The organism is Kitasatospora sp. RG8 (genome assembly GCF_017813315.1).
GTDB lineage: Bacteria > Actinomycetota > Actinomycetes > Streptomycetales > Streptomycetaceae > Kitasatospora.
Genome location: NZ_JAGIYX010000004.1, coordinates 115022 through 129339, shown reverse-complemented (window position 1 = coordinate 129339; position 14318 = coordinate 115022). Strand labels below are relative to the sequence as shown.

The 14318-nt window shown below is 72.2% G+C and carries 12 protein-coding genes and 1 tRNA gene; 5 read left to right on the top strand and 8 right to left on the bottom strand.

What is annotated here, in order from left to right:
* Positions 1-12: 12 nt before the first annotated feature.
* From rsgA to hisN, 3 genes are all read left to right on the top strand, one after another.
* Positions 13-1068 (top strand): ribosome small subunit-dependent GTPase A, encoded by a 1056-nt coding sequence (rsgA, locus tag J5Y04_RS08235; protein ID WP_209411197.1) that lies wholly within the window; start codon positions 13-15, stop codon positions 1066-1068.
* A 119-nt stretch (positions 1069-1187) separates the two neighbouring features.
* Positions 1188-1511: a multidrug efflux SMR transporter gene (locus J5Y04_RS08230; RefSeq protein WP_209411196.1), complete on the top strand. Its 324-nt coding sequence runs from the start codon at positions 1188-1190 to the stop codon at positions 1509-1511.
* A 166-nt stretch (positions 1512-1677) separates the two neighbouring features.
* Positions 1678-2475 (top strand): histidinol-phosphatase, encoded by a 798-nt coding sequence (gene hisN, locus J5Y04_RS08225; RefSeq protein ID WP_209411195.1) that lies wholly within the window; start codon positions 1678-1680, stop codon positions 2473-2475.
* 96 nt (positions 2476-2571) lie between these two features.
* On the opposite strand, the gene J5Y04_RS08220 is transcribed toward hisN, so the two are convergent.
* The gene (locus J5Y04_RS08220) at positions 2572-4050 is read right to left on the bottom strand and encodes a catalase (protein WP_209411194.1); all 1479 of its coding nucleotides are present in this window, start codon (positions 4048-4050) and stop codon (positions 2572-2574) included.
* Positions 4051-4156: 106 nt separating this feature from the next.
* On the opposite strand from J5Y04_RS08220, the gene J5Y04_RS08215 reads away from it, so the two are divergent.
* Positions 4157-4576: a Fur family transcriptional regulator gene (locus tag J5Y04_RS08215; RefSeq protein WP_209411193.1), complete on the top strand. Its 420-nt coding sequence runs from the start codon at positions 4157-4159 to the stop codon at positions 4574-4576.
* A gap of 19 nt (positions 4577-4595) precedes the next feature.
* Here the strand turns inward: J5Y04_RS08215 and J5Y04_RS08210 are convergent, their stop codons facing one another.
* From J5Y04_RS08210 to J5Y04_RS08200, 3 genes are all read right to left on the bottom strand, one after another.
* Positions 4596-6371 carry a tetratricopeptide repeat protein gene (locus J5Y04_RS08210; RefSeq protein WP_209411502.1) on the bottom strand — a complete coding sequence of 592 codons (1776 nt, stop codon included), beginning with the start codon at positions 6369-6371 and terminating at the stop codon, positions 4596-4598.
* A 579-nt stretch (positions 6372-6950) separates the two neighbouring features.
* Positions 6951-7024 (bottom strand) — tRNA-Met (locus tag J5Y04_RS08205).
* A gap of 56 nt (positions 7025-7080) precedes the next feature.
* Positions 7081-10062, bottom strand: coding sequence for a UPF0182 family protein (locus J5Y04_RS08200; protein WP_209411192.1), 2982 nt, complete (start codon positions 10060-10062; stop codon positions 7081-7083).
* 187 nt (positions 10063-10249) lie between these two features.
* Between J5Y04_RS08200 and J5Y04_RS08195 the strand changes: the two genes are divergently transcribed.
* Positions 10250-10813, top strand: a complete 564-nt coding sequence (locus J5Y04_RS08195) for a PPA1309 family protein (RefSeq protein ID WP_209411191.1) — start codon at positions 10250-10252, stop codon at positions 10811-10813.
* A gap of 62 nt (positions 10814-10875) precedes the next feature.
* Here J5Y04_RS08195 and J5Y04_RS08190 read toward each other — a convergent pair whose 3' ends face one another.
* The 4 genes from J5Y04_RS08190 to J5Y04_RS08175 all read right to left on the bottom strand — a co-directional run bounded on the left by J5Y04_RS08190 (position 10876) and on the right by J5Y04_RS08175 (position 14145).
* The gene (locus tag J5Y04_RS08190; protein WP_209411190.1) at positions 10876-11958 is read right to left on the bottom strand and encodes a PDZ domain-containing protein; all 1083 of its coding nucleotides are present in this window, start codon (positions 11956-11958) and stop codon (positions 10876-10878) included.
* Positions 11959-12000: 42 nt separating this feature from the next.
* The gene (locus tag J5Y04_RS08185) at positions 12001-12183 is read right to left on the bottom strand and encodes a hypothetical protein (protein WP_209411189.1); all 183 of its coding nucleotides are present in this window, start codon (positions 12181-12183) and stop codon (positions 12001-12003) included.
* A gap of 182 nt (positions 12184-12365) precedes the next feature.
* Positions 12366-12806, bottom strand: a complete 441-nt coding sequence (locus tag J5Y04_RS08180) for a molybdenum cofactor biosynthesis protein MoaE (RefSeq protein ID WP_241002573.1) — start codon at positions 12804-12806, stop codon at positions 12366-12368.
* A gap of 190 nt (positions 12807-12996) precedes the next feature.
* On the bottom strand, positions 12997-14145 hold the full coding sequence (locus tag J5Y04_RS08175; protein ID WP_374105968.1) for an NAD-dependent epimerase/dehydratase family protein: 1149 nt from the start codon (positions 14143-14145) through the stop codon (positions 12997-12999).
* Positions 14146-14318: the final 173 nt, after the last annotated feature.

The window sequence follows — 14318 nt, the reverse complement described above, 5'->3', positions numbered from 1 at the left end:
GAGACTGGGCACATGCGCCGCTACGGCAAGGACGCCGACGAGGACGACATCCGCAACCGCCCCGCGCGCCGGGGCTCCCGGCCGCGGACCCGGATCCGCCCCAAGCACGAGGACGCGGCCGAGGCGATGGTGCTCACCGTCGACCGCGGCCGGCTGACCTGCCTGCTCGACGCGGGGACTAAGCACGAGCGCGAGATCGTCGCCATGAAGGCCCGTGAGCTGGGCCGCAAGGGCGTCGTCGTCGGTGACGTCGTCAACATCGTCGGCGACCTCTCCGGGGACGCCGACACCCTGGCCAGGATCGTCCGGGTCGAGGAGCGCACCTCGGTGCTGCGCCGCACCGCGGACGACGACGACCCGTACGAGCGGATCGTCGTCGCCAACGCGCAGCAGCTCGCCATCGTCACCGCGCTGGCCGACCCGGAGCCCCGGCCCCGGCTGATCGACCGCTGCCTGGTGGCCGCGTACGACGCCGGCATGGAGCCGCTGCTGGTGCTCACCAAGTCCGACCTGGCCCCGGCCGAACCGCTGCTGGAGTCCTACGCCCCACTCGGCATCAACTACGTGGTGACCCGGCGGGACGAGCTGGCCACCGAGGGCGCCGAGGCGGTCCGGGCGCACCTGCGCGGCCGCTCGACGGTCTTCATCGGCCACTCCGGCGTCGGCAAGACCACGCTGGTCAACGCCCTGGTGCCGCTGCACCAGCGGACCACCGGGCACGTCAACGCGGTGACCGGCCGCGGGCGGCACACCACCGTCTCGGCGCTGGCGCTGCGGCTCCCGCCGCCCCCGGGGGCCAAGCCGGGCTCGAAGAAGGCGCTCGACCCGGGCTGGGTGATCGACACCCCGGGCTTCCGCTCCTTCGGCCTCTCGCACATCGACCCGTCCCGGGTGATCCACGCCTTCCCCGACCTGGAGCCGGGAACCGAGGGCTGCCCGCGCGCGTGCAGCCACGACGAGCAGGACTGCGCGCTGGACGCGTGGGTCGCGGACGGCCACGCCGATCCCGCCCGGCTCTACTCGCTGCGCCGCCTGCTCTCCAGCAAGGAGGCCCGCGAGGACGACTGACGACGGGCGGCCCCGGCCGATTTCGGGCATTCGAGGTGTCGGAGCGCCCCTGCCTGGTGATCATAGGAAAGTCGGGCCGGATCACCGCCCGACCCGTCGATCGACAGGGAGAGCACGCGATGGCATGGGCCCTGGTGATCCTGGCCGGCCTCCTGGAGACCGGCTTCGCGATCAACCTCAAGCTCAGTGAAGGTTTCACCAAGCTCTGGCCCACCATCAGCTTCTGCGTCTTCGCGCTCAGCAGCTTCGGCCTGCTGACCCTCTCCCTCAAGAGCCTGCCGGTCGGCCCCGCGTACGCGGTCTGGACCGGCATCGGCGCGGCCGGCACCGCGATCTACGGCATGCTCTTCCTGGAAGAGGCCACCTCGGTGCTCAAGCTGGTGTCGATCTCCCTGGTGATCGCCGGGGTGATCGGCCTCCAGCTCAGCGGCTCCGCCCACTGAGCCCGCACGCGCCGGGCCCGCACGCGCCGGGCCCGCACGCACTGAGCCCGCACGCGCCGGGCCCGCCCCGGGCCGGCCCGAGGGGGCTGCACACCGGCCGGAACGTTCCTGTCCGCTCCGCGAGCCCGACTGTCCCGATCAGGGCGGGCTCGCTAGGGTCTTGGCCATGGCCGATTACCACGACGATCTCCGACTCGCCCACGTCCTCGCCGACTCGGCCGACTCGGTCACCCTGGAGCGCTTCCGGGCCCTCGACCTGAAGGTCGAGACCAAGCCCGACCTCACCCCCGTCAGCGACGCCGACAAGGCCGCCGAGGAGCTGGTGCGCAGCGTGCTCCAGCGCGCCCGGCCGCGCGACGCGGTGCTCGGCGAGGAGTTCGGCCTCCAGGGCTCCGGCCCGCGCCGCTGGGTGATCGACCCGATCGACGGCACCAAGAACTACATCCGCGGCGTGCCGGTCTGGGCCACCCTGATCGCGTTGCTGGAGGACGGCCCGGACGGCGTCGAGCGCCCGGTGGTCGGCATCGTCTCCGCCCCCGCGCTGAACCGCCGCTGGTGGGCGGCCAAGGACCTCGGCGCCTTCGCCGGCCGCAGCCTGGCAAAAGCGAGCCGGATCCACGTCTCCGGCGTCTCCCGGATCGAGGACGCCTCGTTCTCGTACTCCTCGCTCACCGGGTGGGAGGACCGCGGCCGGCTCGACCCGTTCCTGGACCTCACCCGGGCCTGCTGGCGCACCCGCGCCTACGGCGACTTCTGGTCGTACATGATGGTCGCCGAGGGCGCGGTGGACATCGCCGCCGAGCCCGAGCTCTCCCTCTGGGACATGGCCGCCAACTGCGTCATCGTCGAGGAGGCCGGCGGCCGCTTCACCGGCCTGGACGGCATCCCGGGCCCGGGCGGCGCCGACGCGGTCGCCTCCAACGGCCTGCTGCACGAGGAGACCCTGCGCCGTCTCAGCGTCTGAGCCGCAGGGCCCCGGGCGTCTCGTCCGGACATGGGTGCGGGCCCGTTCCGACCGGTCTTCCGGCCGGGACGGGCCCGCTGCTCATCGGGGGTGCCGCTACTGCTGCTTGCGCAGCTCCCGCACCGCCGCGTCCAGCCGCCGGCCGTAGTCGGCGTCGGCCTTGCGGAAGTTCTCGACCGCCCGCTCGACGATGTCGTCACGGTCGGCCGAGACCTTGGCGATGAAGCCGGCCAGGTTGGCGATCAACCGCTGCTTCTCGTCCTCGGAGAACAGCCGGTACAGGTTGCCGGCCTGCACGAAGTCGTTGTCCTCGCTGTGCGAGGGCGCCTCGTGGGTGCCGGTGGCGCCGGTGACGGCGGTCGGGGCCCAGAGCGGACGGCCGGTCTGCACCGGGCCGCCGAAGCTGTTGGGCTCGTAGTTCTTCTGGCGGCCGTGGCGGCCGTCGTACAGGTAGCCGTCGCGGCTGTTGTTGCGCGCCTCGGTGGCGTGCGGGCGGTTCACCGGCAGGTGGTCGGCGTTGATGCCGACGCGGTAGCGGTGGGCGTCCGCGTAGGCGAACAGGCGGCCCTGCAGCATCTTGTCCGGGGACGGGCCGATGCCGGGCACGAAGTGCGCCGGGGAGAAGATCGACTGCTCGACCTCGGCGAAGATGTTGTCGGGGTTGCGGTTCAGCTCCAGCTTGCCGATCTCGATCGGCGGGTAGTCCTCGTGCGGCCAGACCTTGGTCAGGTCGAACGGGTTGAAGCGGTACTGGGCCGCGTCCGCCGCCGGCATGATCTGGACCTGCACCGTCCAGGTCGGGAACTCGCCGCGCTCGATCGCCTCGCGCAGGTCGCGCTGGTGGCTGTCCGGGTCCTCGCCCGCGAGCTTCGCCGCCTCCTCGGCCGTCAGGTTCCTGATGCCCTGGTCGGTCTTGAAGTGGTACTTGACCCAGAAGTGCTCGCCGGCCTCGTTCTGCCACTGGTAGGTGTGCGAGCCGTAGCCGTTGAGGTGGCGGTAGGTGGCCGGGATGCCGCGGTCACCGAAGAGCCAGGTCACCTGGTGGGTCGACTCGGGCGACAGGCCCCAGAAGTCCCAGACGTTGTCCGCCTCCTGCGAGCCGGTGTAGGGGTCCCGCTTCTGGGTGTGGATGAAGTCGGGGAACTTGGTGGCGTCCTTGATGAAGAACACCGGGGTGTTGTTGCCGACGAGGTCGTAGTTGCCCTCCTCGGTGTAGAACTTCAGCGCGAAACCGCGCGGGTCGCGGACGGCGTCGGCGGAGCCGAGGTTGCCGGCCACGGTGGAGAACCGCAGGAAGGTCTCGGTCTGCTTCCCGACCTCGCCGAGGAAGGCCGCCCGGGTGTAGGCGGTGACGTCGGCGGTCACCGTGAAGGTGCCGTACGCCGCCGCGCCGCGGGCGTGCACCACGCGCTCCGGGATGCGCTCCCGGTTGAAGTGCGCGAGCTTCTCGAACAGCTGCTGGTCCTGGATCAGCGCCGGACCGCCGAGGCCGGCGGTCTCGGTGTTCTGGTTGTCGGCGACGGGGGCACCCGCCTCCGTGGTGAGGGTGGGGCGCAGCTCGTCCTGGGTAGTCATAAGAGGGTGCCTCCGCGGGTTCCGATCGTGACGGACTCGATCCTAACTTGGACTTTGTCTAAGTCAACACTGGAACCAGACTCGGAGTCTCACCTACCCTGTACGCATGAGTGACCTGCTGGAACGACTTCGCGGACGTGGGTGGCGGCTGACCTCGCAGCGCCGGGTCGTCGCCGAGGTCCTCGACGGTGAACACGTCCACCTCACGGCCGACGAGGTGCACGCCCGCGCCGTGGCCCTGCTGCCCGAGATCAGCCGCGCGACGGTCTACAACACGCTCGGCGAACTGGTCGGCCTCGGCGAGGTCCTGGAGGTCGCCACCGACGGCCGGGCCAAGCGGTACGACCCCAACGCGCACCACGCCCACCAGCACCTGGTCTGCTCCGGCTGCGGCGCGATCCGCGACGTCCACCCGCAGGGCGACCCACTAGCCGCCCTGCCCGCCTCCGAGCGCTTCGGCTTCACCGTCTCCGGCGCCGAGATCACCTACCGGGGCCTCTGTCCGGCCTGTACCAACAGACCCTGACCGGGCCGCCGACGCCCGTCTACGCGCTCAACTCCGCGTGCAGCGCGCCCAGCAGGCGCCCGGCGCGCTCCGCGACCTCCGCCGGCCCGTAGTCCGCGGCCCGCCGGCACCAGTTCTCCGCCTGCACCGGCTCGCCCCGGCGCAGCGCCAGCAGGGCCAGTCGCAGCGCGGCCCGGCCGTGGCCGGCATCGGCGGCCCGGGTGTACCAGAGCATCGCCTCCGCCTCGCTGTCCTGCCGGGCCAGCAGCAGGCCCAGGTTGAACGCCGCACTGCGGCTGCCCGCCTCGGCAGCCCGCCGGTACCAGCTCTCCGCGATCTCCAGCGCCCCGCGCTCCGCCGCCCGCACGCCCATCCGCACCTGCGCCCGCCGGTGGCCGGCGTCGGCCGCGAGGGCGTACCAGTGCTCGGCCTCCGCGTCGGCGTCGCCGCGCCGGTCCAGCACCGAGGCCAGCCGGAAGGCGCCCTCCGCCGAACCGCCCGCGGCCGCCTGCCGGTAGCGCTCCAGCGCGCCCGCCAGGTTGCCGCGCTGCTCCTGGACGACGGCCAGCTGGAGCGCCGCCTCGCCGTGCCCCTCCGCGGCGGCGCGCGCGTACCACTCCTGCGCCTGGCGGTTCTCGCCGCGCCCGGCGTGCAGGACGCCCAGGTTGAAGGCGCCGTCCACGCTGCCGGCCTCGGCCGCCTTGGAGAACCACGGCTCGGCGCCGGACTCGTCCCCGCGCTGGAGCAGGACCACGGCCAGCGCGTTGCAGGCCTCCCGGTGCCCGGCGTACGCGGCCCGGCGGTACCACTGCTCGGCCTGCTGGTCGCGGCCGGTGCCGGCGCAGAGCAGGCCCAGGTTGAAGGCGCCGTTCTGGTCGCCGGCGTCCAGCGCGCCGCGGTACCAGCGCTCGGCCTCGGCGGCCTCGCCGCGGGAGGCGTGCAGTGCGCCGAGGGCGTTGGCGGCATTGCCGTCGCCGGCCTCGGCGGCCTCCTGCCACCACTCGGCGGCGGCCGTGACGTCCCCGGAGTCGCGCAGCAGGAAGCCCAGCGCGCAGGCGGCGCGCGGTTCGCCGTTCTGCGCCGACTGCCGGTACCAGCGGGCGGCCTCGTCCAGCAGCGACTGGTCGGTGCGGGCGCGCTCCTCCAGCAGCACGCCCAGCCGCAGCGCGGCGCGGGCGTGGCTGCGGGCGGCGGCGGTGCGGTACCAGGTCTCGGCGGTCTCCTTGTCCCCGGCGGCCTCGCGCATCCGGGCCAGCCGGTAGGCGGCCTCCCGGTGCCCGGCGTCGGCGGACACCTTGAACCAGCGCTCGGCGCGGACGTCGCGCCTGTGCTCCATCAGGTCGCCCAGCGCGTAGGCGCCGAGCGGGTGGCCGTGGTCGGCGGCGAAGTGCAGCCAGTACTCGGCGGCCTCCTCCTCGCCCTGGTCGCGCAGTTGGAGGCCGAGCGCGTGCGCGGCGGGCGCGCTGCCGGCGACCGCCGCCTGCCGCCACCACTGGGCGGCCTCGGCCCGGTGGCCCTGCTGGTGCAGCAGGACCCCGAGGTTGTTGGCGGCGGAGCGCAGCCCGGCGGCCGCGGCGCTGCGCAGGTACGGTTCGGCGTCCTCCAGGTCGCCGCGGCGCAGCAGCAGGGTGCCGAGCCGGCCGGCGGCGTCCGGGTCGCCGTCGTCGGCGGCCTGGCGGTGCCGGGACTCCAGGGCGGCCTGCTCCCGGGCGGCGAGCGCGGTCTCGAAGCTGGCGGAGTCGAAGCCGGCCTCGTCGCCGTCGTCGTAGCGGCGGGCGGGGTCGCGCCCGTCCTCCCCGTCGGCGACCTCCGTCATGGCGCCGTAGGGGCCGATGGAGGCGGCGAACTGGCGGGCGGAGACGTGCACCAGGCTGTCGGGGCCGTAGCCGCCGGAGGGGCGGCGCTCCGTCAGGCCGCTGGTGCGCTGGGCGGGAAGCGCGCCGGGGTGGTTCTCGGGGCTCTCCGCCCAGGCGTCGGTGTCCGCCTCGGCGGCCGCAGCGGGCTTGGCCCCTGGTCCGTTCCTGCCGATCAGCCTCATGCCGACTCCCGCTCCCCCAGAGTGTCGCGGCATTTGCCCCCAGCCTTCGGCCGGGGGGACCCCCAGGGGACGCGTCGGATCGGACGACCGGTCAGCAGCCGGTCGGCGTCCCCCATGTGTCCCATCGTCGCATCACCCGCAACCCGCGTACACCTGCCCCGGCCGATTTCGGCGAGGCGGATCCGAAGCCGACGAAATTGCTTCGACGCTTTGTCGATTTCCCGACACTTCGGCACCACAAACCCCAATGCCGGCGTCATTGGCGACGGTCGATAGTACCGGAGCGGACCCACACACCCCCGGGGAAAACGCCAGAGGCCCGGAGGATGATCCTCCGGGCCTCTGGTTGCTACTAAGTAGCGGGGACAGGATTTGAACCTGCGACCTCTGGGTTATGAGCCCAGCGAGCTACCGAGCTGCTCCACCCCGCGTCGGTAGTTGAACCATAGCACGGTCGCGGGGCGGAACAGCAATCGGTTACCGCAGCTCAGGGGCCGGTGCTCGCCCCAGGCGACGGCGTGGCACCCGGCGAGCCGGTCGCGGCCGCCGACGGCGACGGCGTGGCCGCCGGGGCGAGGCCCGCCTTCTGCTGGGCCGCGGCCAGCGCCTTGGCCGCCTCGCTCTGCGCCTTCTGCGCCTGGCCGAGGGCCACCCAGTCGCCGGCCTTGAGGGCGTTGTCGACGTCGTTCTGCGCCTTCAGCACGTCCGCGATCGCCTTCTGCAGGTCCGTCGGGACGCCGGCGCCCGGCGTGGTCGGCGTGGTCGGCGTGACCGGGGTCGTCGGCGTGACGGGCGTGGTCGGCGAGGTGCCGGGAACGGTGGGCGTGACCGGTGCACCGGTCACCGCGCCGCCGAGGACCTTGGCCAGCGCCTTCTCCAGGTTGTCCTCCACGGCCACGACGGCGTTCTCGTTCCCGTACGTCGCCAGCACCTTCTTCAGCACCGGCACCTTGGCGCTGCGGCCGATCAGGTAGACCGGCTCGACGTTGAGCAGGCCCCCGCCGACCGGCAGGGTCAGCAGGTTGCCGTACTCGATGTCGGAGTCGGTGCCGGTCTTCAGCAGCGTGAGCTGGTTGGCGACCGTCGGGTCCGAGTTGAACTTCGCCTGCACCTGCTTCGGGCCGAGCGCCCCGGAGCCGGTCGGCATCTTGGCGATCCGGATCTTCCCGTAGTCCGGGCCCGGGTCCGCACTGGCCGACATGAAGGCGGCCAGGTTGTCACGCCCGCTCGGCGCGAAGCTGGTGGTGAGCGAGAAGGTCGCCGCCTGCGCCTCGGGCATCCGCACCGTCAGGTAGTACGGCGGCTGCACCTCGTTGGTGTTGGTGGTCGGGTCGGCCGGCACCTGCCAGATGTCGGTGCCGTTGAAGAAGCCGCCGGCGTCGGTCATGTGGTACTCGGCGAGCAGGTCGCGCTGCACCTTGAACATGTCCTGCGGGTACCGCAGGTGCGGCATCAGCGTGGACGGGATCTCGGCCTTCGCCTTGACGGTGCCGGGGAACGCCTTCATCCAGGTCTTCAGGACCGGGTCGCTCTCGTCCCACTGGTAGAGCGTCACCTCACCGGTGTACGCGTCCACGGTCGCCTTGACCGAGTTGCGGATGTAGTTGACCTTGTTGGCGGCGGTCAGCAGCTCACCGCGCTGGTTGGTCAGCGAGTCCTTGGTGACGTCGCCCAGGGTCGTCTTGGACGAGAACGGGTAGCCGTCCGAGGTGGTGTAGCCGTCCAGCACCCAGACCAGCTTGTTGTCCTGCACCACCGGGTACGGGTCGGCGTCGATGGACAGCCAGGGGGCGACCTTCTCGACCCGCTCCTTGGGGGTGCGGTCGTAGATGACCTTGGCGCCGTCCTTGATGGCGTCCGAGTAGAGGATCTGCGGCTCGGCGAACTTCACCGCGTACGCGGCCCGGGTGAGCGGGTTGCCCAGCGAGACACCGCTGTCGCCGGTGTAGGAGAAGTGCACCGGGGTGCCGTCCTCCGCCGTGTAGTCGATGTCCTGGTACCCGCCGCCGACGATCGAGTACGTCGACGTCTTCTCGCCGTAGTAGACGCGCTGCTCGTACGGGCCGAACGCGCCCTTGGTCGGCAGCGCGGACTCGGTGTAGACCGGGTTGCCGTTGGCGTCGACCTGGTTGCCCTTGGCGGCGATCAGGCCGTAGCCGTGGGTGTAGTTGAAGTGGTCGTTGATCCAGTTCCGCTGGATGCCGTTGAGGTCCAGCTCGCGCACGCCCAGCACGGTGTCCTGCGAGCCGTACCGGTCCACGTCCAGCGACTTGGGGAAGGCGTAGTACTTCCGCAGCGCCTGGTTCTGCTGGAAGGTCGGGCCGACCACGTTCGGGTCCAGCAGGCGGATGTCCGCGATGGTCTGGGCGTCCGGCTTCAACGCGTCCGCGTTGGTCGCGTTCCCCGGCTCGTAGGTGGTGACCTCGCTGTCCGCGATCCCGTACGCCTTCCGCGTCGCGTCGATGTTCTTCTGGATGTACGGCGTCTCCTTGGCCTGCTCGTTCGGCTTGACCTGGAACTGCTGCACGATCGCCGGGTACACCCCGCCGATCAGCACCGCCGAGAGCACCATCAGCCCGAGGCCGATCAGGGCCGGGGCCCAGGTGCGGCGGACCGGGGTCAGGAAGAACAGCACCGCGCAGATGATCGCGACGAAGAACAGGATGGTCTTGGCCGGCAGGAACGCGTTGGCGTCCACGTAGCGCAGGCCGGTCCAGCCGGTGACGCCCTTGTACGAGCCGGTCTTCACCGCCAGCGCGTACCGGTCCAGCCAGTACGCCACCGCCTTCAGCAGCACGAACACGCCGAGCAGCACCGCCAGGTGGCCCTGCGCACCGGCGCTGGCCCGGCGGCCCGGGCCCTGCAGCCGCAGGCCCCCGTACAGGTAGTGCACCAGCACCGAGGCCAGCAGCGAGACGATCACCGCGCTGAACGCGAAGCCGAGCAGGAACTCGTAGAACGGCAGCTCGAAGGCGTAGAACGAGACGTCCAGGCCGAACTGCGCGTCCTTGACGCCGAAGGACGTCTCGTTGGTCCAGAGCAGCCACGTCCGCCACTGGCCGGACGCCGCGGCGCCCGCGACCAGACCGATCACCAGCGAGACGCCGACCAGCGCCCAGCGCTTGAACGGCGCGAGCCCGGCCCGGTAGCGGTCCAGGCTCTGCTGCTCCACCGACATCGCCGACAGCGGCGGCCTGAGCCGGTGCGCCAGCCAGACGTTGAAGCCGACGATCACCGCCATCAGCAGGCCGAAGACGGCGAACAGGCCGATCTTCGTCCAGAGCTGGGTGGTGAACACCGAGGAGTAGTGGACCGACTTGAACCAGAGCCAGTCCGTCCAGAACCCGGCGAACATGACGAACAGCAGGAAGAGCACCGCGAGTACGCCCAGGGTCAGCAGGAGCACCCGCGCGCGCCGGGAGGGCGGGCCTACCCTGCGCCGGAATCCCGGCCCTGAGCGTTCCGGCATCTGGAATACCACGGGCACCTCAGCTGTGTCGTCTGGAATCGGTCGGTCGTCAGTGCAACTTAACCAGGCTTTAGCCGAGTTCCCGCCGTTAGCAGACGGTTACGACAACCTTCCCCCGGCGCACCGGCCCGCCGCCCGCGCCCGCCGGTGGCACCGCCCGGGGCGCCCGGCGTGTGAGGATTGAGGCATGTCCGATGCCACCAATTCCCCCGACGACGTCTCCAAGCTCCCGGCCGCGACCCCGCTGACCCGGGCCGCCCTGGAGATCGACGAGTACGCCGCCACCCTCGGCTGGGACCTCCCGGCCCGGCTGTTCGCCCTGGTGGACAGCGCCGCGCTGCGCAAGGCCGACCCCCGGATCGCCGAGCAGCTCGGCCTCGGCGACAGCGAGGAGCCCGGCCTCACCCCGGTCGAGCAGGACGAACTGCCGGCCGGCATGGAGCTGGACAAGTTCCTCGGCACGATCGCCTGGCCCGACGCCGTGGCCGGCTGCGCCCTGGTGGTCGAGCGGCTGATGCTGCCGCCGGGCTCCGAGCAGTCCCGCCCGCGCAACGCCTCCGACGCCCAGCTCGCCGAGTGGGTGGCCAACCACCCCAAGCGCGAGGAGGTGCGGATCACCGCCGCCGTGCTGCGCAACGGCAAGAAGGAGATCGCCCTGCGGCTGCGTTCCAAGGACGTCGCGCGCGAGGTGCTGACCGGCCCCGACCTCGTCCCGGGCCTGACCGACGCCCTGCTCGCGACCTTCTCCTAGCCGCTCGCCCCCCGCCCCGCCCCTCCGTGGCGCGGGGCGGTGCTACCCGGCGCGGGGCGGTGCTACCCGGCGCAGGACGGCAGCGCGGAGGTCTGCCCGGAGCGGATCTGCTCCAACGACTTCAGCGCGCCGTCCAGCGTCTCGGTCTTGACCAGCCTCAGCCCGGACGGGGTGTTCTTCCCCGCCTCGGCGCAGTTGGCGGCCGGGGTGAGGAAGAACTCGGCGCCGGCGTCCCGGGCGGCGATCAGCTTCATCGATATCCCGCCGATCGGGCCGACCTTGCCGCCGTCGTCGATGGTGCCGGTCCCGGCCACGAACCTGCCGCCGGTGAGGTCCTCGGGCGTCAGCTTGTCGATGATGCCGAGCGAGAACATCAGCCCGGCGCTCGGCCCGCCGACGTCCTGCAGGCCGATGTCGATCTGGAACGGGTAGGTGTGCCGGACGCCGGGGCGGATGCCGACCATGGCACTGCCGGTGTCCGGCGACTTCACGGTCGGGACGGTGATGTCGGTCCGGGCCGCCGCCGGGTCGGCCTTGCCGCCGTCCTTGACCATCGGCAGCACGGTGAAGACCGCCGACTCGCCCGGCTGGTGCTTGGTGACCGCCTTGGCCACACCGTCCGCGTCGGTGACCGGGGTGCCGTCGACCGCGATGATCCGGTCGCCCGCGTGCAGCCGGCCCTCGGCCGGGGCGCCGGCGGTGACCGACTGGACGATCAGCTCGCTGCCGATCGGGATGCCGAGCTGGGTGAGCGCCGCCGTCCGCGCGTGGTCCTCGGAGAGGGTGAACTCCTCGGCGTTCTGCTTCTTGGCCTCCGCGTCGCTCTGCCCCCGCGGGTACACGTTGTCGTGCGGCACCACCAGGACGTCGTCGCGGAGCCAGCCGACCACCGCGTTGACCAGGCTCGGCTCGTACCGGGCCCCGGTGACCTGGACGGTCGTCATGTTGAGGTGCCCGCTGACCGGGTACGACTCGTGGCCGGTGATGGTGATCACCGGCGTGCCCGTCTTGTCCTGCACGCCGAGCGTGTTGTACGTCGGCCCCGGGCTCATCTCGGTGTACGGCACCTTCATCAGCACCGAGGCGCAGAGCAGCGCTATGAGCAGCAGGGTGGCGGCGAGCATCGTCGCAGAGCGGCGTGGCATGCCTCGACAGTACGGGACGCCGGTGACGGGGCGCCGCCCGGGCTACCGGCCGGAGCCCTCGCCGGGGCCCGCGGTGGTCCGTTCCATCGCGGCCATGAAGCGGCGGTGCTCGGCGAGCGAGGCGGGGTCCCCCGTGGCTCTCGGGGCCCGCTGGGCCCAGCCCGCCCACACCGTGGCGAGCAGGGCGGCGACAACCGGAATGATCAACCAGGCGAGCGCAGCCATGTCAGTACTCCCAGCTCGTCGTGTCTATGAGCAGATTAACCACCCCGGCGGACAACGCGGGTGGCGCTGTCCGGGTTACGGGACGGCCGATCGGCTCACTGCCAGGGAGTATTCGGCGTACCGGCCCGCACCCGTTCGAGTGAGGACCCGGCGCGCCTGCGTGTCAGGAGAGTTGTAGCAGGTCAGCAGTTGCCCGCGCCCACCCACTCCTCCTCGCCGTCGGCGAACACCTGGTGCTTCCAGATCGGCACCTCGTGCTTGAGGTCGTCGATCAGTCGGCGGGCGGCGGTGAACGCCTCACCGCGGTGGGCGCAGGAGACCGCGACGATCACGGCCTTGTCGGTGATCTCCAGCCGGCCGATCCGGTGGACGGCCGCGAGCGCGCGGACGGGGAAGTCCGCGACGATCTTCTCGGCGATCCGGCGCATCTCCGCCTCGGCCGTGGGGTGGCAGCTGTACTCCAGCGCGGCGACCGACTTGCCACCGTCGTGGTCACGGACCGTCCCGACGAAGACGGTCGTACCGCCGGCCGCGTCGTCGCCGACCGCCTCGTACACCTCGTCGAGCGAGAGCGGGGTGTCGCGGATGGCGAGCAGGCGGATGGGGTCGTGGTTCTCGGACATGACCCCATGATTCCCCATCCCGAGTGGTTTCGGGCAAGGGGCTTCCGCATCACGATTGCGAAATTTCGCATCGTGAGAATGAGAGGGGGTTCGACGCGCCAGGCCCTCAGAGCCCGGGACCTCGGAACCCGGGCGCTCAGGACCCCGGGGCTTCAGAACCCGGGCGCTCGGCACCCAAAACCCCGGCCCGTCAGAAGCGGCGCCGCTTGCGCGCCCGCCGGACCAGCGCCGCGGTACCGACCAGCGCCACCGTCGCCCCGGCCGCGCCCAGGCTGGTGGCGGCCTCCTTGCCGCCCAGCCGCCGCCCCGCCACCGCGTGCTTGCCGGAGACCTGCGACAGCAGCTCGCCCAGCACCTGCTCGTTGGTGTGGGCCGGCCGCCACCCGGCCTCGTGCAGCCGGCTGCCGGAGACCACCCACGGGTACATCGTGTAGGCGAGGTCCCCTGCCGGGGCCGGGGTCAGGCCGAGGCGGTGCAGCCGGGCCGCGGTGCCCAGCGCCAGCGCGGCCGGCAGCTCCATCCGCCGGATCCCCGACAGCCGCTCCACGTCCTCCTGCTCCAGCCAGCCGTCGCAGCCGACCGTCACCTCTCCCTCGACCAGGCCCAGCGCCGCGTACTCCAGCGCCGCCGCGAGGTCGTCCACGTGGCAGAACTGCCAGCACGGCCGGGAGCCGGCCACCACCAGCAGCCGGGGCGCCTCGAAGTGCCGGGTCAGCACGGTGTCGACGCCGGGACCGACCACCACGGCCGGGCGCAGCACCGTCACCTGGAGCCCGGGGTGGGCGCGCGGGGCCCGCCGGGCCAGGCGCTCGATCTCCAGGAGGTCCCCGACCAGCGAGGCCTCCTCGGTGGCCCGCAGCTCCGAGTCCTCGGCCAGCGGCACCTCGTTGTCGGCCAGCGCTCCGTAGACCATCGCCGAGGTGCAGAGCACCACCCGGTGCACGCCGGCCGCCGCGGCCGCGGTCAGCACGGTCTGCGCGCCGCGCACGTTGTAGGCGCTGCGGGCCCGCGGGTCGGACTCCATGCCGAGGTCCATCGCGAGGTGGACGACCACGTCCACCCCGGCCAGCCGCTCGGCCACCGCCGGATCGCGGACGTCCAGGACGCGCCACTGCACGCCCGGCACCTCGCCCCGGCGGTCGTCGACCGCGAGGACCTTCTTCACCCCCGGCGAGGCCACCAGGCGGGCCGCGACCCGCTCACCGAGGACGCCGGCGGCGCCCGTCACGGCCACGGTCAGCGGCTTGCCGCCGTAGGCTGGAGGCGGCGACGCCGTGATGTCCGGGGCGTCCTCTCCTCCGGTCAGCCCAGAGCGAACGTCCGAAGGCGGGGAACTCACCGGCCATCCTCCACGGTTAGCTTATGTGCGTACGTACGCGTGTCACGTACGTCCATCCTGCCCGAGGCGAAGGCCCGGCGGTGCACCCGGCACGGACCAGCCGCGCGGGAGCCGCCCACCGGCCACGAGTCCCCCACTCCGCCGACCGCCCCGGGCCTGCAGACTTTTCCCGC